The organism is Pseudomonas sp. UBA4194, from assembly GCF_002379585.1.
GTDB lineage: Bacteria > Pseudomonadota > Gammaproteobacteria > Pseudomonadales > Pseudomonadaceae > Aquipseudomonas.
The window spans coordinates 121544-141441 of sequence record NZ_DFUE01000019.1; the positions used below are offsets into that span (position 1 = coordinate 121544).

Below are 19898 nucleotides of genomic sequence, written 5' to 3' on the forward strand. Positions count from 1 at the left end.
CGCCCACCGGTTCTAAACGCAACGCCCGATCCGGCCCACGCCTGATCGGGCGTTTGCCGCTCTAGTTACAGGTAGTGAAACATGGCAAAAGAATACAGCCGTACCCAACGCATCGGCGACCAGATGCAGCGCGAACTGGCGCAACTGATCCGTCGTGAAGTCAAGGATCCACGCGTTGGCCTGGTCACCATCACCGCGGTGGAAGTCAGCCGCGACGTCGGCCATGCCAAGGTGTTCATCACCGTGATGGGCCAGGACAGCGCCGCCGATATTGCCCAGAGCATCAAGGTGCTGAACTCCGCCGCAGGTTTCCTGCGCATGCAACTGGCCAAGGAAATGAAGCTGCGCAGCGTGCCGCAACTGCATTTCCACTACGACGAAAGCGTCACGCGCGGTGCCCATCTGTCGGCCCTGATCGAGCGCGCCGTTGCCGAAGACAGCCAGCATCAGCCCGATGATTCGGCCAAAGAACCCAAGGAGTAATCCCGGTGGCTCAGGTCAAGCGTATCCGCCGCAATGTCAGCGGTATCATCCTGCTGGACAAGCCGTTGGGGTTCACCTCCAATGCGGCGCTGCAGAAAGTGCGTTGGTTGCTCAACGCCGAGAAGGCCGGCCATACCGGCAGTCTCGACCCCCTGGCCACTGGCGTGCTGCCGTTGTGCTTCGGTGAGGCCACCAAGTTCTCCCAGTACCTGCTCGATTCCGACAAGGGCTACGAGACCTTGATGCAGCTGGGCAAGACCACCACCACGGCGGACGCCGAGGGGGAAGTGTTACAAACTCGCGAAGTGACCGTTGGTCGTGACGACATCGAAGCTGTTTTGCCGAAATTTCGCGGTGGAATCAGCCAGATACCGCCTATGTACTCGGCACTCAAGCGTGATGGCCAGCCCTTGTACAAGCTTGCTCGTGCCGGGGAAGTAGTGGAGCGCGAGCCGCGTTCTGTTACTATTGCGCGGCTCGAATTGCTGGCAAGCGAGCAGACCACGGCCAGGTTGGCGGTGGACTGCAGCAAAGGCACCTACATCCGGACCCTGGTCGAAGACATTGGCGAGGCGTTGGGCTGTGGTGCGTACGTCGCTGAACTGCGGCGCACCCAGGCAGGCCCCTTCAGTCTGGGGCAAACGGTCACCCTCGAAGAACTCGAGCGTGTCCATGCCGAAGGTGGCAACGAGGCGGTGGACCAGTTCCTCCTGCCCTCGGACAGCGGCCTGCAGGATTGGCCACTGCTGCAGTTCTCGGAGCACAGCGCGTTCTACTGGCTCCACGGGCAACCGGTAAGGGCTCCCGAGGCGCCGAAGTTCGGCATGGTTCGGGTGCAGGATCACAATGGTCGCTTCATCGGTATCGGTGAAGTGAGCGAAGACGGGCGCATTGCGCCACGTCGCTTGATTCGGTCGGAATGACCGATCCCGGTCGCTGCGGGGTTCCGCGGCGGCTGGTCGAGGACGGCTGTCAACAGGCACGGTCGCACCTCTTCTTATCAATACAGGGTAATGCCCTGGCCTGTTGGACACTGCTCGCAGTGTCCCTAGTACTGGAGATGCCTCATGGCTCTTAGCGTTGAAGACAAAGCTCAAATCGTTGCCGACTACCAGCAAGCCGTTGGTGATACCGGTTCGCCAGAAGTGCAGGTTGCACTGCTGACCCACAACATCAACAAGCTGCAAGGTCACTTCAAGGCCAACGGCAAAGACCACCACTCCCGTCGTGGCCTGATCCGCATGGTCAACCAGCGCCGCAAGCTGCTGGACTACCTGAAGGGCAAAGACGTCAGCCGTTACGCTGCGCTGATCGGTCGTCTGGGTCTGCGTCGCTAATAGCGGCCTGACACGCGGTGACAAGCGTGGTGTGCTGTGCTCGCAGGCCTGGGCCAATGCCTGGGCCTGCGAGGGCGCCGCGCGCAATCCTGAGGTTGGTTGTCTGTCGTACCCCAGCGGGTTTGCCGCTCGGGCGGGCAGGCCTCCAGCCTCAAGTTGTATCTGGACGGTCAACGGGGCCGATTCCCCGCTCTGCCCAAGAATTCGCAAGAAACCAGTTCCCCCAAGAGCCAACAGAAGGTAGGAAACCGTGAACCCGGTAATCAAGACGTTTCAATTCGGTCAATCGACCGTAACCCTGGAAACGGGCCGCATTGCCCGTCAAGCCTCCGGCGCCGTACTGGTCACCGTCGACAACGACGTTACCGTACTGGTCACCGTGGTAGGTGCCAAGCAAGCCGACCCAGGCAAGGGCTTCTTCCCGCTGTCCGTCCACTACCAGGAAAAGACCTACGCCGCCGGCAAGATCCCTGGTGGTTTCTTCAAGCGTGAAGGCCGTCCTTCCGAGAAAGAAACCCTGACCTCGCGTTTGATCGATCGCCCGATCCGCCCCCTGTTCCCCGAAGGCTTCATGAACGAAGTGCAGGTTGTCTGCACCGTCGTTTCGACCAGCAAGAAAACCGATCCGGACATCGCTGCGATGATCGGTACCTCGGCAGCCCTGGCCATTTCCGGCATCCCGTTCGACGGTCCGATCGGCGCTGCGCGCGTGGCCTTCCATGAAAGCACCGGCTACCTGCTGAACCCGACCTACGAGCAGCAGCAGGCTTCGAGCCTGGACATGGTCGTCGCCGGTACCAAGGACGCCGTGCTGATGGTTGAATCGGAAGCCAAAGAGCTGACCGAAGACCAGATGCTGGGCGCCGTACTGTTCGCCCACGACGAATTCCAGTCGGTCATCAAGGCTGTCAGCGAGCTGGCTGCCGAAGCCGCCAAGCCCACCTGGAGCTGGACGCCAAAAGCCTGGAACACCGAGCTGCTGGGCGCCATCCGTGGCGAATTCGGCGATGCCGTTTCCCAGGCCTACACCATCACCGTCAAGGCTGATCGCTACGCCAAGCTGGGCGAGCTGCGTGACCAGATCGTCGCCCGGTTCTCCGGTGAAGAAGGCCAGCCGACTGCCGCTGAAGTCAAAGAAATCTTCGGTGAGATCGAGTACCGCACCGTTCGCGAAAACATCGTCAACGGCAAGCCGCGTATCGACGGTCGCGACACCAAGACTGTACGCCCGCTGAACATCGAAGTCGGCGTGCTGCCGAAAACCCACGGTTCGGCCCTGTTCACCCGCGGTGAAACCCAGGCGCTGGTCGTGGCTACTCTGGGCACCGCCCGCGACGCTCAGTTGCTGGACACCCTGGAAGGCGAGAAGAAAGACCCCTTCATGCTGCACTACAACTTCCCTCCGTTCTCGGTGGGCGAGTGTGGTCGCATGGGCGGCGCGGGTCGTCGTGAAATCGGCCACGGTCGTCTGGCCCGTCGTTCGGTCCAGGCCATGCTGCCCGCCGCCGACGTGTTCCCGTACACCATCCGCGTCGTATCGGAAATCACCGAGTCCAACGGCTCCAGCTCCATGGCTTCGGTCTGCGGTGCTTCCCTGGCCTTGATGGACGCCGGCGTGCCGATGAAGGCACCGGTGGCCGGTATCGCCATGGGCCTGGTGAAAGAAGGCGAGAAGTTCGCCATCCTCACCGACATCCTGGGTGACGAAGACCACCTCGGCGACATGGACTTCAAGGTAGCCGGTACCGCCAAAGGCGTGACTGCGCTGCAGATGGACATCAAGATCAACGGCATCACCGAAGAGATCATGGAGATCGCTCTGGGCCAAGCCCTGGAAGCGCGTCTGAATATCCTCGGTCAGATGAACCAGATCATCGGTACCTCCCGTACCGAGCTGTCGGAAAATGCTCCGACCATGATCGCCATGAAGATCGACACCGACAAGATCCGTGACGTCATCGGCAAGGGCGGCGCCACCATTCGCGCCATCTGCGAAGAGACCAAGGCTTCGATCGATATCGAAGACGACGGCTCGATCAAGATCTTCGGTGAGTCCAAGGAAGCGGCCGAGGCAGCTCGCCAGCGCGTTCTGGGCATTACCGCCGAAGCCGAGATCGGCAAGATCTACGTCGGCAAGGTCGAACGTATCGTCGACTTCGGTGCTTTCGTCAACATCCTGCCGGGCAAGGACGGTCTGGTTCACATCTCGATGCTCAGCGATGCGCGCGTAGAGAAAGTGACCGACATCCTCAAGGAAGGTCAGGAAGTCGAAGTACTGGTACTGGACGTGGACAACCGCGGCCGTATCAAGCTGTCCATCAAGGACGTCGCTGCTGCCAAGGCGTCGGGCGTGTAAACACCCCGGCGTGACAGGAAAGAGCCCTTCGGGGCTCTTTTTTTGCCTGCCGGTTCTGCGCCGTCGGCACTGGCCCTGAAAGCACCTTTGGGAGCGGGTTCTACCCGCGATAAGGCCCGAACCCGCAACCCAATCCCTTCAAAAACGACACCCTCATCACACCCTCACGCTTTCCTCATCCCCTGCAACAGTACCGACACATCCCCTGCCGATCATGACCCCTCATCCGTTCCCGTGCGCCTCGCCATGAAGGCGGTCGCCGTGGTGGGAGCGCACAGGACAAGGGAGACAGGCAGTGGCGACCGACAACCTGAGCATCAAGCAACAAGACCCCGCAGCACCCGCTGGCAATGAAGACGGTGGGCTGGCCTTTACCCAACTGATCACCCAGGCGTTGAAGACCCTCGAAGGCCTGAAGAAACAGGACCCGACTGTCGAAGGCATCGCTGCCAGCGAGAAAGAGGGCTATGAGTTGGTCAAGGACAACCCCTTCACCGACGCTGAGGTGGATGGCGCAACCATTGGCCCCAAGGATGAGATGGGGCCGGGGTTGGTACGGGCCGAGGTGTTCGATGGCAAGGGAGGCAGCCGCAAGGTGATCGTCTCCCAGCAGAGCAATCCCGACCTCTATGCCCGTTTCGTGTCCACCGATGAAGGCAGGCGCTACGACGACAGCAAGATCGACACCGCCCGTGAAGACGCCGACCTGGCAAAGGCCAGCGACCACGACGTGCTGGGCATGGACACCACCACCGCCGACCCCAACGATGCCAAGCGCAAACTGACGGTCAGCGAGTTGACCTGGCAGAACCTCATCGCCGATTGGAAGAAAGGCGTCGAGGACGGCTCCATCGGCAAGGACGACGACCGCGCAAAGCTGTACAACGCCCTGCGCGCCAAGTCCGCCACCGAAGGCGGGCTGGACATGGTGGTGCTGGACATTTCCATGGGCCAGAGCACGGCCAAGGTCAGTGGCGATGACCTGTCGGCGATCATCGATCAGGTCAAGCTCGACGAGCAGACCGCCGACCTGTTCGGTGCCGAAAGCGTGCAGAAGGACTTCCAGGCCCAACAGCAGAAAGCACTGGAAGCACTGCCCGACAAGGACAGGATTCTCGAAGAACTTGAGGCCACCGCGTTCTCCGAGGACTACGTAAAGTACATCGCCGACCTCAAGGCCAAAGGCGAAGATGGCCTGGCCGAAGCGGACATCAACAAGACCTATGCGTCCCTGGCCGCCTTCGATCCGGACAAGGCCGCCCAGTTTGCTCAATCGGTGATGGTTGACGCTACCGCCATCGACCTCGACAAGCTGATGGCCGACCCCACCGGCATCAACGACGAAAACACCGTGCTGGCCACCCAGGATACGGTGAAGACGCTGCTCGCCGCGCTGAAGAAAGGCGGTGTCGACATCGCTCGCCGCACTGTGGAAACCGAACGCTTCGTGCAGGAATTCCTCGGCAACAAGCAGACCGCCAAGGCATTCGGCGAGGCCCTCAAGGAACTGGGTGCAACCTTTGCCAAGAATGGCACTGTCAGCAGCGCCGACATCGACAAGGTGATGAGCAAGGACGTCTACAAGACCTTGGGCGAGGGTGCCCACGGCTCCATGCTCAAGACCATCACCGAGCTCAATGCCAATGGCGCATTGGGCTCGGCCGGCGGCTTGATCTCACTGGCCTCTGGCATCTACCAGATCGCGGGCAAGGGTGGCACCCTCGCCGACACCCCTGAGGAACGCCTGGCCATCGCCAAGGACATGGTCAGCGTACTGGGCGCCGGCCAGCACTTCGTCAATCTGGGCACCAACATCATCGACAGCATCAAGGGCACCCAGCTCAACCAGATGATGGGCCTGGACAAATCCCTGCCGCAGATTTTCGGTACGGACAAGCCCACCGAGGGGCGACCGTTCAGCCTGGTGGAAGGTGACACCAAGAAGCTCTTCGAAGACTTCAATGCTGCCGTCGATGCCGCGCCTATCGACGACAAGCAGAAGCTGGCCCACAAGCTGGACCTGTCACCGGAAGATGCGCAGAAATTCACCGACGGCTTCCGTGATGGTTTCGCCAAGAATCCCGGCCTCAAAGGCAGCACGCCCACCACCCGCGGTGTTTCGGCGTTCCTGCGCACCATGGATGCGGGCGCCAACGTATTCACGGGGGTCGCTGATTTGGTCCTGGGGGGATTGAAGATCAAATCCGGCGCGCAAGCCGGTGACGGCTCGGTCATTGCCCAAGGCGCGATCACCGTGGCTGCAGGCGCCTTCAACCTGGCCGGCGGTGGCGCGCAGATGGCCGCCCTGGTGGGCGTCAATGCCGCTCGAGCCTTCGCAGGCCCGCTGCTGTGGGCCGGCGCGGCGCTGACCGTCGCGCTCACCCCATTCCTTATCGTCGAGGACATCAAACACAACAACCGCATGGATGCCCATCGCGACGACCTGCAGAACCTGTTCGGCCAGCTCGATGAGCAGGGCCTGTTGGTGGATGACGGCGCACAGCGTTTCGAATTTCTCGACGAGTACATGTACGGCTACGGCCAGCGCGACGCGCCCGACGATGTCAGCATCTTCGAGTACCGCAAGGAGGAGTATGAGTTCTTTGCCGGCGAAGGCCACTTGCCCGAGGAGGGTTGGGATGACGTTGAACACAAGGACTACAAAGGCGACGGCGCCAACCTAGACACCCAAATGTCCTGACCTGTAGCAGCGGCGTAAGCCGCGTCCCGGTCCACCTCGTCCCATCCGGCGTACCGAAGGGAGAGGGACGCGGCTTACGCCGCTGCTACATGCAAAGTGCACGCAAGATTTTGGGCTGGCGTGCAACTTGCACGACTGATAGTTTTTTATTATGAATCAAGTCATTGATTTCAAAGGGATAATTTTATTTGAAAAAGCTGGCACAGCCCCTGCAATAGTACTTGTCACCTGCAACCGAGACCTTAACCGCTTGCAGACTTTTCAAAAAACAGGAGTGACTCGTATGAAGAAGTTCGCTATTGCTGCCGCTACTGCTACCGCCCTGACTCTGACCATGGCCAACGCTGCCTTCGCTCAGTCCACCCAAGCTCCAATGGTGGTTGCTGCCGGCGAAGTCACCCAGGCCAAAGAAGCTACCTCTGATACCTGGATCACCACCAAGGTCAAATCCGACCTGGTAACCGAGAAAGGCATTCCTGGTACCGACATCAAGGTCGAAACCAACAAAGGCGTGGTTTCCCTGTCGTCGACCGTTGCTGTGACCGAATCGCAGAAAGCGACCGCAGTACGTATCACCAAGGCTATCAAAGGCGTTAAAGCGGTCTCCGCTGACGGCCTGAAAGCCGAGTAAAAGATTCATGCGAAGGCCACAGGGATGTGGCCACTAAGGGCCCCGGCGCAGTTTGCCGGGGCTTTTTTTATGGGGCGGGGTTTGTAGGAAAGGGAGCCGTACAGTGCCCCTCTCCCTCAGGGAGAGGGCCGGGGTGAGGGGACCATTCACCACAAATCCCCAACCCCTATCCCCAACCACCATCAATTACGCTTGCTGTCGATCTCCACCAACCGACTGCCCACGAACTTCAAATACTGATACATCCCGTTGTTCGGCCCGTACACCCATTCCTCCACCGGCAACTCCACTCGCCGATTGATCGGTCCCGAGCGCTGATAACCCGTTTGCGCCTTGCTTGCCGGTGCGCCGCACTTGCGTTCCACCTCCACCGTGCGCTCGTCCAGCGACACCAGGTTGCTGGAGCAGCGCATGGTCGAGGCGGCCTCCACGCCGCTGGCGAGCATCAAAAGAGTCAGCATCCATGTACAGCGCATTGGCGTAATCATTCGGCATCCAGGTGCAAGGGGGTGACGACGCGTCCGTCTTTCTCGGCTTGGCCCAGGGCGGCGTCGATGAAGTACACACGATCATCGGCCAGTTGGCCTTTGTCTACCAGAAAGTCCTTGATACTGGCAGCGCGGGCCTGACCGAGTTGGCGCAGCAATGTGTTGTTGGAGGCCCAGGACTTGATGACCGCCTCGCGCAGGCGTGCGGTGCGTTCCTGGCGATCCAGTTGCTCCCACGCGGCTGGGGGCTGACCCTTGAGGCGGGTGCGATAGATGCCTTCGAGCATGGCCGGCTTGTCGTCCTCAGGCACTTTCATTTCCGCGGCCGTGGCGGGGACCTTGTCACCGCGGCGCTGAGCCATCTTGTAGAAGGTGCTCTGGTATTCACGCTCCAGGCGTTGCTCGGCAATCAAGGGACCGTCACTGCTCTGCGCGCTGGTGCCTTCGATTTCCAGGCGCAGGGTAGGGCGCTCCTTGAGGGCGGCGGCCAGCTTGGTCAACGCTGCCTGGGCGTCGGGCGCCAGCTCATCTGAGCCGGGTGCAAACAAGACGGTGCTCAGGTCTTGCGATCCGCCTCCGCTGACCAGCCCACCGATGAAGTTGAACGGCGCCTGGGCCGCGCGCAACACCAGGTTGCGCAGGGTTTGCCAGACGATGGGCATGACGCTGAACTGTGGGCTGTTGAGATCGCCGCTGACCGGTAGTTCGATGGCAATGCGGCCCTGGGTATCCTTGAGCAACGCGATGGCCAGGCGGATGGGCAGGTCAACCGCATCGGGGCTGTCGACTTTCTCGCCCAGTTGCAGCTGTTCCACCAGCACCTTGTTTTCTGCCTTCAGCTGACCCTTGGTGATCAGGTAGTGCAGGTCCAGATTCAATCGCCCTTTGCGAATCCGGTAACCGGCGAACTTGCCGGAGTACGGCGTGAGGGTGGTCAGCTCGACCCGCTTGAAGCTGGCGGCGATATCCAGGCTGGCCATGGGGTCGAAGGGGTTCAACGCACCGGCAATGGTCACCGGGGCGTAACGGTCGACCTTGCCCTTGATGTCGATCTTCGCCGGCTTGGGCTGACGGTTGTCGATGGTGCCGATCTGGCCGTTGAGCTGCTGCACGGCGGTGGCGAAGTTGGGCGTCAGGCTGAAGTCGGCGAAGTTGGCCGAACCGTTGTCGATGTCGATGGCGCCGATGCGGATGCCCAGCGGTTTGTCGGCAGGCGGCTTGGCCGCGGCAGGGGCCGGCTTGTCCGCCGGTTGCGGGATCAGCAGATCGTCAACGTTGGTGGTGCGGTCCTCGTTGATCATGAAGCGCACGTAGGGCTGCTCCAGATTGACCTTGGCGATGCTCAGGCTGTCGCCATGGCGATAGTCCAGACCGTCCACGGTCAAATGCTGCCATTTGAGGAAGTCGCGCTCTTTCAAGGTATCCAGGGTGTGCAACTGATCGACTTCGGCTCGCCCGGTGATGTTCATGGCCAGCGGCTCGGTGCTTTTCAGGTCGACGGCCAGGTCGCTGTCGAGCATGCCGCTGCGCAGTTCCAGTTTGATGAAGGGGCTGATGTAAGCCTGCGCCACGCGCAGATCGATATCCTTGGTGGTGACCTTGAGCCGAGCACTCACCGGAGCGAGGTCGACCTCGCCGCTGGCCTGAACCTTGCCCTGCTTGCCCAGCCCCGTATCGAGCTTGAGGCTGAAAGGCGAGCCATTGAGGCTGTCGAAGTTCTGTACATCGACATTCAGCGGGCCCAGCTCCAGGCTTACCGGGTCCTTGGGCACGCGGTCGGCCAGATGCACCTGGTAGTCGCGCAGTTGGACGTCCTTGAGCAATACCTGCCAGGGCTTGCTGGCCGCCGCGGGAGCGGTCGGCTTGGCATCGGCCGGCACGGCCTGAGCCTGGGGACTGGGCTGAGGCTGGCTGGCGAACAGCTTTTGCCAGTCCAGCTGGCCATCCGCTTCGCGGGCAGCCCAGGTTTCCAGTTTCTGGCTGCGGATCTTGCCCACCGTCACCACCTGTTTGACCAGATCCACCGCCGTATCACTCACGTCCAGCCGATGCAGGCGCACCAATGGCCGGCCATCCGGCGCCTTGATGGCAAAGGGCGCCACGCTCAGGGCCACGTTGGTGAGGTTGAGTTCGGTCTGCTTGGCCAGATTGAGGCTGTAGTCGGTGCTGAAATTTAGTTTGCCGTCTTCCAGCACCAGCGGGACGGCGTCGCGCACGTAGGGCCACCAGACTTTCATCTGGCCATCGGTGATCTTGAGTTTGCCCTGGGAGGAAATCGGGCTCAGGCCAATGCGGCCACTCCAATCGATGCGGCCACCTTCGGGACCGTCCGCTACCAGGGTCATGTCGGCGTGATCGTCCGGCAGCGTGCTGAGGTTGTTCAACTGCAGATTCATCGCGTCGTAGAGGAACTCGATGGGCTCGCTGGGGCGCATGTCCTTGAAATGCAGGTAGCCATCGCTCAGCTTGATGCTGCCGATGCGCAGGGGGAAAGGATCTGATGGCGCCTCGTCGGCGGGCTTGGGCTCGCTGGGCGGAACCTTGAACAGCTCGGCCAGGTTCAAGGTACCGCGCTTGTCGAACAGCAGCTCGGTCTTCGGCGCGTCGAGCTCTACAGCGGCCAGGTGCACGGCGCCGGTCCACAGGCTGTCGATCTGCAGGTTGGCATACAGGCGCTCGAAGCCGATCTGTTCCGCGCCAGGCTCACCGATCTGCAGGCCCCACAGCGTCAGTTCGAGGCTGAACGGGTTGAATTCCAGGCGTTGCAGATGGGCCGGTACCGTGGAGTAGTTGGCCAACTGCTGGTTGGCGATACGCAGGCCGATGCCGGGCAGTATCAGGAAGCCCAGTAACGCGTACAGGGCAACCAGTGCTACCAGGGTGGCGACTGCGCGTTTCAATCCTTTGGACATGGTGAAGGCCATCTGAGCTGATCGGAGGTGCTTGGAGTATGGCACGCCAATCCGGTTCCTCAGACTCAGGCCCTGTAAGTCATGGAATTTTCACCAATTGCTGTAGGAAAACTAGAAATTCAGAATCAGAGTTTTCAGTGGAGGCTGTCCGTCCCTGGACGGGAAATCCGCTGCCGGGGGCAGCACCTGCCACTCGCGTACGGGTCGACCGGCTTTGTCCGCGCAGCGCAGCACCTGTTCACGCCAGTCTTCGAGGCTGACTTTCGCAAGATTGTTGCAGCAGATCAGCACGCCGTTTTCAGCCGTAGTGAGGATCGCCGGCTTGAGCAGACTCTGATAATCGCGCAGCAGGTCGACGGTGCCGAAGGCGCTTTTTGCCCAGGCGGGCGGATCCAGCAGCACCAGGTCGTACTGCCGCTGTTGCAGTCGCGGGTAAGCCGGTAGCTTCTGCCCGCGGCGTTGGGTAATGGGCAGCCCTGCCAGTTGGCGAATGGCGGGGAAGTAATCGGACTGGATGAACTGCATGGGCTCAAGCTGCGGGTTCAGCGCGCCATTTTCCGCGCCCACTGCCAGGTTGCCTTCGGCAAAGTCCAGGTTGCACACCTCGCTGGCACCACCGGCTGCGGCACTCAAGCCAACGCCGCAGGTATAGGCAAACAGGTTCAGCACGCTCTTGCCCTGGCTGTGTCGTTTGACCCAGCCGCGGGCGCTGCGCAGGTCGAGAAACAGCAGAGGGTCCTGACCGGCGTGGCGACCCCGTACCCGATAGTTCAGGCCCCACTCGTGGCCCACCAGATCGGCCAGCGCTGCCTCTTCGGCGCGGTAGATCGGGTCCTGGCGATCGATGCGCGAGTTGCCCTGGGAGCGGTCGTTGTAGACCAGCAGCAAGGACAGTTGCAACGCGTGCTCCACGGCGGCATGCAGCGCCAGCAGATCTTCGCGGGCCAGGCTGCTGTGAAAGCTCTGCACCATCAGCTGCGGACCATAGCGGTCGATGGTCAGGCCGCCGGCGCCTTCCTGGCTGCCATGAAACAGCCGATAGCAATCGGTGCCCTGGGCGTGCAGCTCGGCGAGCAGCGGTTGGCGGTAGTCGAGGGCGGCGCGCAGCGCCTGGATCAAAGCGGACATGCACGGCGCCTGGATAAGGAAGGAAGCCGGCAAGTTTACCTGATGTGCCGATGCCTATGACTTGTTCAACCGCCCTTCGATCAAGCCCTCGACCACACTGGGGTCCGCCAAGGTCGAGGTGTCCCCCAGGCTATCCAGCTCGTTACAGGCGATCTTGCGCAGAATCCGCCGCATGATCTTGCCCGAGCGGGTCTTGGGCAGTGCCGGCGCCCACTGCAGCAACTCCGGCCGGGCGAAGCTGCCGATCTCCTTGCTCACCAACGCCAGCAGCTCCTTGCGCAGCGATTCGTCGACCGTCACGCCATTCATGGGCGTCACGAAGGCATAGATTCCCTGGCCTTTGACGTCATGGTGGTAACCCACCACCGCCGCCTCGGCAATCTTGTCGTGCAGTACCAGTGCGCTCTCCACTTCAGCGGTGCCGATGCGATGCCCCGAGACGTTGATCACGTCATCCACGCGCCCGGTTATCCACAGGTCGCCGTCTTCGTCGCGGCGCGCGCCATCGCCGGTGAAGTAATAGCCCGGATAAGGCTTGAAGTAGGTATCCACCATCCGCTGCGGGTCGCCCCACACGCTGCGAATCTGCCCCGGCCAACTGGCCTTGATCGCCAGCAAGCCACTGGCTGCGCCCTGCAGCTCCTTGCCCTGTTCATCCAGCAGCACCGGCTGCACGCCGAACATCGGCTGGGTCGCGCACCCAGGCTTGATCCGCCGAGTGCCTACCAGCGGGGTCAGCATGATGCCGCCGGTTTCGGTCTGCCACCAGGTGTCGACGATAGGGCAGCGCTCGCGGCCCACCTGATGGAAATACCATTCCCAGGCTTCCGGGTTGATCGGTTCGCCAACCGTACCCAGCAGGCGCAGGCTCTCGCGCGACGTGCTTTGCAGGGGCGCCGGCCCCTCGCGCATCAGCGCGCGCAACGCGGTGGGCGCGGTGTAGAAGATATTCACCTGCTGTTTATCGATGATCTGCCAGAAGCGCGATGCGTCCGGGTAATTCGGCAGACCTTCATAGATCAGCGTGGTCGCGCCGTTGGCCAGTGGACCGTAGACGATATAGCTATGGCCGGTGATCCAGCCGACATCGGCGGTGCACCAGAACACCTCACCGTCGCGGTAGTCGAACACGTACTTGTGGGTCAGCGCCGCCTGCAGCAGGTAACCGGCGGTGGTGTGCAGCACACCTTTGGGTTTGCCGGTGCTGCCCGAGGTGTAGAGGATGAACAGCGGGTCTTCGGCGGCCATGGGTTCTGGCGCGCACTCGTTGCTGACCCCATGCACGGCATCGTGATACCAGAGGTCCCGGCCACTGACCCAGTCGATGTTGCCCTGGGTGCGTTCGACCACGATCACCGTGCTCACGTCCGGACAACTGAGCAGCGCTTTGTCGACGTTGTTCTTCAGCGCAATGTACTTGCCGCCGCGCACGCCTTCGTCGGCCGTGATCACCGTGCGGCAGTCGGCATCCAGAATGCGATCGCGCAGGGCGTCGGGCGAGAACCCGCCGAACACCACCGAATGCACGGCACCGATGCGCGTGCAGGCGAGCATGGCGTAGGCCGCTTCCGGCACCATGGGCATGTAGATGCACACCCGGTCACCTTTCTTCACCCCACGCTGGCGGAGCACATTGGCCAGGCGGCAGACGTGATGATAGAGCTTGCGGTAGGTGATCTGGGCGGACTCGCTAGGGTCGTCGCCCTCCCACATGATGGCGATGCGCTCAGCGTGGCGATCCAGGTGGCGGTCGATGCAGTTGTAGCTGACGTTGAGCTGGGCACCCTGAAACCACTGCGCCTTGCCACTGTGCAAGTCACAGGCCTGCACCTGGTCCCATTCCTTGATCCAGCTGAGAAAGTGCCGGGCCTGTTCAGCCCAGAACAGCTCGGGCTGCTCGATGGATTGCCGGTAGAGCGTCAGATACTGCTCATGGCTGAGGTGGGCGGCACGGCTGACCCCATCGGCAATGGGATGGTCGCTGAGGTTGAACATGGCAGGACCCTTGGCTTGTTGGGCGACAAGTCATAAGGGTGGGTCATGCTGGGAGGGTGTCAAGTTTTCGCAGGGTCAGGGCGCCGTGCTGGCACCCTGAATGCGAGTGCATCAGCCGCGATGGCGTCCGCGGAAGTAGTTGATCAGGCCTTGGGTCGAAGCGTCTTCGGCCGGCTCTTCACTGTCGCCGATCAGACGCTGGTAAACGCCCTTGCCCAACTCCTTGCCCAGCTCCACGCCCCACTGATCGAAGGCATTGATGCCCCACAGTACGCTCTGGACGAACACCTTGTGCTCGTACATCGCCACCAGCGCGCCAAGACGACGAGGGCTGATGCGCTCGGCCACCAGGGTATTGCTTGGGCGGTTGCCTGGGATGACCTTGTGCGGCGCCAGTTTCTGCACGTCCGCTTCGTCCATGCCACGATCGCGCAGCTCGGCCTCGGCCTCGCTGCGGCTCTTGCCCAGCATCAGCGCCTGGCTCTGGGACAGACAGTTGGCGAACAGCCACTGATGGTGATCGGCCACCGGGTTGAAGCTGACCACGGGCACGATGAAGTCGGCCGGAATCATGTGGGTGCCCTGGTGCAGCAACTGGTGGTAGGCATGCTGGCCGTTACAACCCACGCCGCCCCAGATGACCGGGCCGGTGTCAGTGTTCACCGGGGTACCGTCCTGGCGCACGCTCTTGCCGTTGGATTCCATGTCCAGCTGCTGCAGGTGCTTGGTGATGTTGCGCAGGTAGTGGTCGTAAGGCAGGATCGCGTGGCTCTTGGCGTTCCAGAAGTTGCCATACCAGACACCGAGCAGGGCCAGCAGTACCGGCATGTTCTTCTCGAACGGCGCGGTCTGGAAGTGCTGGTCCATGGTGTAGGCACCCGAGAGCAGCTCCTTGAAGTTGGCGGTGCCGATCGACATCGCGATCGGCAGGCCGATGGCCGACCACAGCGAGTAGCGCCCGCCGACCCAGTCCCACATCGGGAAGATGTTCTCTTCGCGAATGCCGAAGGCGACGGCGGCAGCGTTGTTGCTCGAGACCGCGATGAAGTGGCGGTACAGTTCAGCTTCCGAGCCGCCCTGGGCCAGGTACCAACCCCGGGCTGCCTGGGCATTCTTCAGGGTTTCCAGGGTGCTGAACGACTTCGAGGAAACGATGAACAGGGTCGTCTCGGCCCGCAGTTTGGCCGACAGCTCGTGGAATTCGCTGCCATCGATGTTCGCCAGGTAGTGGCAACGCACGCCTTTCTGGGCGTAGGGCAGCAAAGCCTCGGACACCAGCTCGGGGCCCAGGAACGAACCGCCGATGCCGATGTTGACCACGTCGGTGATCGGCTTCTCGGTGAAACCGCGCCACAGGCCGTCATGAATGCGCGTTACCAGCTCGGTGATCTGATTCAGCACCTTGTGCACTTCGGGCATCACGTTGGTGCCGTTGACGTTGAGCTTGTCGCCTACCGGTCGGCGCAGGGCGGTGTGCAGTGCCGGGCGGTTTTCCGAAGCGTTGAGCAGCTCCCCGGAGAACATCGCCTTGATGGCGCCTTGCAGGTCCACTTCATTGGCCAGTTCGACCAACAGGTCACGGGTCTGGCCGGTGATGAGGTTCTTGGAGTAATCGAGAAACAGGCCGCAAGCGCTCAGGGAAAATTCATCGAAGCGGTTGGGGTCGGCGTTGAAAGCATCGCGCATGCTGAAATCTTTCATGGCTTCGCGGTGCTGGCCGAGCGCCTGCCAGGCGGGCAGGGTGGTCACGTCGTGAGGGGTGCGGTAGTACGCCATCGCTGCAAATTTCCTTTTTTTCTTGAACTGCCTTTGGACATTGAGCCTTTGGACTCTGGAAAAGGCGGCCGGGTTGCGTCGCTGTTGCATGAAACATCCATGCGCGCCGGGCAACCGTTCCAGGCGCTCATTCAGGCCTGCCAATGCACGGGTCGGACGCTGGCACCACATTAAACCGCCGGAGCCGTTCTGTCTGCGTCTGGGATGACATGGTGCCAGTACTTTTTTACAGCGCTGGCACCTGGGGAGGGTGCGATGCTAGACGTCGAGGTCCAGATGCAGGTTGTCGATCAGGCGAGTGTTGCCCAGATAGGCCGCGACCAGGATTACCAGGTCGCGATCCTCGGCCGAAGCGGGGCGCAGGCTGATGGCGTGACGAATTTCGCAGTATTCCGGTTTGAAGCCGTGTTCGGCGATGGCTTGTTGTGCTTCGTCGAGCAGCGCCGGGTAGTCACGGCGGCCTTCGCGGATGCCGCTGGCCACCTGTTGCAGCGCCTGATACAGCGCGGGAGCCTTGGCGCGTTGTTCCGGGCTCAGATAGCCGTTGCGCGAAGACAGCGCCAGGCCGTCATCGGCGCGTACGGTCGGTTCGCCGATGATCTGGATGGGCATGTTCAGATCGCGGACCATGGCGCGAATGACCGCCAGTTGTTGGTAGTCCTTCTGGCCGAAGACGGCCAGATCAGGCTGGACCATATTGAACAGCTTGCTGACCACGGTGGCCACACCTTCGAAGTGGCCGGGACGGCTGGCACCGCACAGTCCTTCGGACAGGTGCGGGACGCTGACGCGGGTCTGCACGCCCATGCCGTCGGGATACATCTCGGTCACGGTGGGGGCGAACAGCAGGTGGCAGCCGGCTTCGACCAGCTTGTCCTGATCGGCAGCCAGGGTGCGCGGGTACTTGTCCAGGTCTTCGCTGGGGCCGAACTGCAGCGGGTTGACGAAGATGCTGGCAACCACGAAGTCGGCATGCCTGGCGGCCTGGGCCACCAGGGTGGCGTGGCCACTGTGCAGGTTGCCCATGGTCGGCACCAGGCCGATACGCTTGCCTTCACGGCGAGCCTGGGCCACGGCGGCGCGCAATTCGCTGACGCTCTTGACGGTGTTCATGCACTGAATCCATGTTCTGGGGCAGGGAAACTTACCGCCTTGACGGCGGCAACATAGGCGCTCAGGGCGCTGACGATGTCCGGTTGACCGGTCATGAAGTTCTTGACGAATTTGGCGGTGCGGCCGGTGAGCGAAAGCCCGAGCATGTCGTGCATCACCAGCACCTGACCGTCCACCGCACTGCCGGCGCCGATGCCGATCACCGGTATCTTCACCGACTGGGCAATGTCGGCCCCCAGTTCGCTGGGCACGCATTCGAGCAACAGCATGGCGGCACCGGCCTGCTCAAGCGCGATGGCGTCGGCTCGCATCTGCTGCGCCTGGGTTTCCTGACGGCCCTGTACCTTGTAGCCGCCCAGCAGGTTGACCGACTGTGGGGTCAGGCCCAGGTGCGCACATACCGGGACGCCGCGCTCGGCCAGCAGCCCAATGGGTTCGGCAAGCCAGCCGGCACCTTCGAGCTTGACCATGTGCGCACCGGCCTGCATCAGGGCTGCACTGTTGCTCAAGGCTTGCTCGGTGGTGGCGTAGGCCATGAACGGCAGGTCGGCCACGATAAAGGCGCCCTGGTTGCCACGTTTGACGCAGCCCACATGGTAGGCCATGTCGGCGGTGGTGACGGGCAGGGTGCTGTCATGGCCCTGCAGTACCATACCCAGCGAGTCGCCTACCAGCAGCACTTCTACCCCGGCTGTACAGGCAGCGTGGGCAAACGTGGCGTCGTAGCAGGTCAGCATGGCGATCTTCTCACCCTTAAGCTTCAGATTCTGCAGGGTGGTCAGGGTTAACTCTGGCATGAAATGGATCCTCGGTCTGGCGCTGTGTAGACACAACATCATCTGTCGTGATGTTTGGAAACCGCCCTTCAGGGGTTGGTTTCGCGCCGTTTGGCACCTTGCGGGCGCAACGGGACGCCTATAGTCGTGAGGAGGGGGAGGGAAGTCAATTGGTGGTGTTACCGGGGTGTTACCGAGGCCCCCAAAGAACCGGGACAGCGCGATTCCACCCGGGCGTACAGTTGCTGCAAGAAGGCCCGCAGCCTGCTACATCCGCTCAAGTCCCACAAAAGGACACGCCGCCAGCAAGTCCCGCAGGCAGCGGCCATCGGCCAGCCTATGATCCTCGGCCACCAGTTCGGCCAACGGATACAACACGAAGGCCCGGGCGTGCAGGTGGTAATGGGGCACCTTCAATCGCGGCTCATCGATCACCAGATCGGCATAGGTGATGATATCCAGGTCCAGCGTACGCGGGCCCCAGCGCTCGTTGCGCTCACGGCCCTGGCTGTTCTCGATCCCTTGCAGGGCATCGAGCAGTGCCAACGGTGCCAGCGCCGTGTCCAGCGCGGCCACCGCATTGGTGTAACGCGGCTGGCCCGGCAACAACGAGTCGCTGGTATAGAAAGCCGAGGCCTGAATCAGCAGGGTGTCTGGCAGCCCGGACAAGGCCTGCAAGGCATCGCGCAGTTGTTGCTGCGGGCTGTCCAGATTGCTGCCCAGCCCGATGTGTACCCGCTGCATGCCTACTCGCCGCCGTCCGCGCGCTTGCGCTTGGTGCCGCTGCGGCGCCGCTTGCGTGGCGCCCCGGTCTCGTCCTTGCCACCGAGTTCGGCGATCATCTCGCGGCGCTCGCTGTCGTTGGCATCCTGATAGTCGGTCCACCATTCGCCCAGACCATCGGTTTCTTCGCCGGCCTTTTCCCGCAGCAGCAGGAAATCGTAGCCGGCGCGGAAACGCGGATTGTCCAGCAACAGGTCGGCACGTTTGCCGCTGCGCCGTGGCAGGCGTTCCTGCATGTCCCAGATTTCGCGGATCGGGATAGTGAAACGCTTGGGAATGGCGATGCGCTGGCACTGCTCGGCGATCAACTCGTGCGCTGCTTCCTGCATGGCAGGGATCGGCGGCATGCCACGGCTTTGCAAACGCAACACCCGCGCCGGCAGGGCAGGCCACAGCAGCGCGGCGAACAGGAACGCCGGCGTCACCGGCTTGCCCTGCTTGATGCGCAGATCGGTGTTGCGCAAGGCTTCGCTGATCAAGGTGTGGGTATAGGTCGGCGTGTCTTCCAGCGCCTGGGCACTGGCGGGGAACAGCGGATCGAACAGTTGCAGGTCGACCAGCATTTCAAAGGTATCGGTGGCGTAGCCCGAGAGGAACAGCTTGAGCACCTCTTCGAACAGGCGCGCCGAAGGAATCTCGCGCAGCATCGGCGCCAGGCCACGGATCGGTGCGGCGGTATGTTTCTCGATGCCGAAATCCAGCTTGGCGGCGAAGCGTACGGCCCGCAGCATTCGCACCGGATCTTCCTGATAGCGCTGGGTCGGGTCGCCAATCAGGCGGATCAGACGGTTGCGCACGTCGTGGACACCATTGGCGTAATCGAGCACACGCTCGCTGACCGGATCGTAATACAGCGCATTGATGGTCAGGTCGCGACGCTGGGCGTCGTCTTCCAGGGTGCCATAGACGTTATCGCGCAGAATGCGGCCGCTCTCGCTGCTGGAAGAGCGGTGGGTGTCCTGCTCTTCGTCGTCGACCGGATGATTGGCGCGAAAGGTGGCGACTTCGATGATTTCGCGGCCGAAGTGGATGTGCACGAGCTTGAAGCGTCGGCCGATCACCCGGGCGTTGCGAAACTCGCCGCGGACCTGCTCGGGCGTCGCGCTGGTGGCGACGTCGAAGTCCTTGGGCGTGATGCCCAGCATCAGATCACGTACACAGCCGCCAACCAGATAGGCCTGATAGCCTGCGTTCTGCAAACGCTCGACGATGCCCACGGCATGACGACTGAACTGGCTGCGCTGCAGCGAATGTTGACCGGCATTGAGCACTTCGGGCGTGGTTCGCCGGTGCTGCGCAGGGCTTGCGGGGGTATTCAAAGACTTGAACAGCTTCTTCAGCATGGGAGGCACTGTTTGAAGGAATTTTCGGCCATGAACGAAGAATGACCGCATGATGGGCGGGGATTCTAGCATTTAG

General features: G+C 62.0%; 15 protein-coding genes. 6 read left to right on the forward strand and 9 right to left on the reverse strand.

Going from position 1 to position 19898, the window contains the following annotated elements:
- The first annotated feature begins 81 nt into the window (after window positions 1–81).
- The 6 genes from rbfA to B3397_RS05370 all read left to right on the forward strand — a co-directional run bounded on the left by rbfA (window position 82) and on the right by B3397_RS05370 (window position 7508).
- Window positions 82–483: a 30S ribosome-binding factor RbfA gene (gene rbfA, locus B3397_RS05345; RefSeq protein WP_296247934.1), complete on the forward strand. Its 402-nt coding sequence runs from the start codon at window positions 82–84 to the stop codon at window positions 481–483.
- 5 nt (window positions 484–488) lie between these two features.
- Window positions 489–1406, forward strand: a complete 918-nt coding sequence (truB, locus tag B3397_RS05350; RefSeq protein WP_296247936.1) for a tRNA pseudouridine(55) synthase TruB — start codon at window positions 489–491, stop codon at window positions 1404–1406.
- Window positions 1407–1550: 144 nt separating this feature from the next.
- Complete coding sequence (rpsO, locus tag B3397_RS05355) at window positions 1551–1820, forward strand: 30S ribosomal protein S15 (RefSeq protein ID WP_296247938.1); 270 nt, start codon at window positions 1551–1553, stop codon at window positions 1818–1820.
- Window positions 1821–2070: 250 nt separating this feature from the next.
- A complete protein-coding gene (pnp, locus tag B3397_RS05360; protein ID WP_296247940.1) occupies window positions 2071–4176 on the forward strand; it encodes a polyribonucleotide nucleotidyltransferase in 2106 nt (701 codons plus the stop codon).
- Window positions 4177–4471: 295 nt separating this feature from the next.
- Entirely contained in the window at window positions 4472–6877 is a 2406-nt protein-coding gene (locus tag B3397_RS05365) for an HPP family protein (protein ID WP_296247942.1), read from the forward strand.
- Window positions 6878–7160: 283 nt separating this feature from the next.
- Complete coding sequence (locus tag B3397_RS05370) at window positions 7161–7508, forward strand: BON domain-containing protein (RefSeq protein WP_296248006.1); 348 nt, start codon at window positions 7161–7163, stop codon at window positions 7506–7508.
- A gap of 182 nt (window positions 7509–7690) precedes the next feature.
- Here B3397_RS05370 and B3397_RS05375 read toward each other — a convergent pair whose 3' ends face one another.
- From B3397_RS05375 to B3397_RS05415, 9 genes are all read right to left on the reverse strand, one after another.
- Window positions 7691–7969, reverse strand: a complete 279-nt coding sequence (locus tag B3397_RS05375; RefSeq protein ID WP_296247944.1) for a DUF2845 domain-containing protein — start codon at window positions 7967–7969, stop codon at window positions 7691–7693.
- Between the two features lie 23 nt (window positions 7970–7992).
- Window positions 7993–10908: a DUF748 domain-containing protein gene (locus B3397_RS05380; protein ID WP_296247946.1), complete on the reverse strand. Its 2916-nt coding sequence runs from the start codon at window positions 10906–10908 to the stop codon at window positions 7993–7995.
- Between the two features lie 111 nt (window positions 10909–11019).
- Window positions 11020–12036, reverse strand: a complete 1017-nt coding sequence (locus B3397_RS05385; protein ID WP_296247948.1) for a class I SAM-dependent rRNA methyltransferase — start codon at window positions 12034–12036, stop codon at window positions 11020–11022.
- Window positions 12037–12090: 54 nt separating this feature from the next.
- The gene (gene acs, locus B3397_RS05390) at window positions 12091–14031 is read right to left on the reverse strand and encodes an acetate--CoA ligase (protein WP_296247950.1); all 1941 of its coding nucleotides are present in this window, start codon (window positions 14029–14031) and stop codon (window positions 12091–12093) included.
- Window positions 14032–14142: 111 nt separating this feature from the next.
- Window positions 14143–15807 carry a glucose-6-phosphate isomerase gene (pgi, locus tag B3397_RS05395; protein WP_296247952.1) on the reverse strand — a complete coding sequence of 555 codons (1665 nt, stop codon included), beginning with the start codon at window positions 15805–15807 and terminating at the stop codon, window positions 14143–14145.
- A gap of 258 nt (window positions 15808–16065) precedes the next feature.
- Entirely contained in the window at window positions 16066–16920 is an 855-nt protein-coding gene (gene panC, locus B3397_RS05400; protein WP_296247953.1) for a pantoate--beta-alanine ligase, read from the reverse strand.
- The gene (panB, locus tag B3397_RS05405; protein ID WP_296247954.1) at window positions 16917–17717 is read right to left on the reverse strand and encodes a 3-methyl-2-oxobutanoate hydroxymethyltransferase; all 801 of its coding nucleotides are present in this window, start codon (window positions 17715–17717) and stop codon (window positions 16917–16919) included. The genes panC and panB overlap by 4 nt, the downstream gene beginning before the upstream one ends.
- Window positions 17718–17963: 246 nt before the next feature.
- Window positions 17964–18440, reverse strand: a complete 477-nt coding sequence (folK, locus tag B3397_RS05410; RefSeq protein ID WP_296247956.1) for a 2-amino-4-hydroxy-6-hydroxymethyldihydropteridine diphosphokinase — start codon at window positions 18438–18440, stop codon at window positions 17964–17966.
- Window positions 18441–18442: 2 nt separating this feature from the next.
- Window positions 18443–19822, reverse strand: coding sequence for a polynucleotide adenylyltransferase PcnB (locus B3397_RS05415; protein ID WP_296247957.1), 1380 nt, complete (start codon window positions 19820–19822; stop codon window positions 18443–18445).
- Between the last annotated feature and the right edge of the window lie 76 nt (window positions 19823–19898).

What these genes read in the sequence shown, in the direction of transcription:
- panB (WP_296247954.1), bottom strand. Translation starts at nt 17,717, where the DNA reads ATGCCAGAGTTAACCCTGACCACCCTGCAGAATCTGAAGCTTAAGGGT.
- B3397_RS05370 (WP_296248006.1), top strand. Translation starts at nt 7,161, where the DNA reads ATGAAGAAGTTCGCTATTGCTGCCGCTACTGCTACCGCCCTGACTCTG.
- rpsO (WP_296247938.1), top strand. Translation starts at nt 1,551, where the DNA reads ATGGCTCTTAGCGTTGAAGACAAAGCTCAAATCGTTGCCGACTACCAG.
- folK (WP_296247956.1), bottom strand. Translation starts at nt 18,440, where the DNA reads ATGCAGCGGGTACACATCGGGCTGGGCAGCAATCTGGACAGCCCGCAG.
- rbfA (WP_296247934.1), top strand. Translation starts at nt 82, where the DNA reads ATGGCAAAAGAATACAGCCGTACCCAACGCATCGGCGACCAGATGCAG.
- pgi (WP_296247952.1), bottom strand. Translation starts at nt 15,807, where the DNA reads ATGGCGTACTACCGCACCCCTCACGACGTGACCACCCTGCCCGCCTGG.
- B3397_RS05415 (WP_296247957.1), bottom strand. Translation starts at nt 19,822, where the DNA reads ATGCTGAAGAAGCTGTTCAAGTCTTTGAATACCCCCGCAAGCCCTGCG.
- acs (WP_296247950.1), bottom strand. Translation starts at nt 14,031, where the DNA reads ATGTTCAACCTCAGCGACCATCCCATTGCCGATGGGGTCAGCCGTGCC.
- B3397_RS05380 (WP_296247946.1), bottom strand. Translation starts at nt 10,908, where the DNA reads ATGTCCAAAGGATTGAAACGCGCAGTCGCCACCCTGGTAGCACTGGTT.
- B3397_RS05385 (WP_296247948.1), bottom strand. Translation starts at nt 12,036, where the DNA reads ATGTCCGCTTTGATCCAGGCGCTGCGCGCCGCCCTCGACTACCGCCAA.
- B3397_RS05375 (WP_296247944.1), bottom strand. Translation starts at nt 7,969, where the DNA reads ATGCTGACTCTTTTGATGCTCGCCAGCGGCGTGGAGGCCGCCTCGACC.
- panC (WP_296247953.1), bottom strand. Translation starts at nt 16,920, where the DNA reads ATGAACACCGTCAAGAGCGTCAGCGAATTGCGCGCCGCCGTGGCCCAG.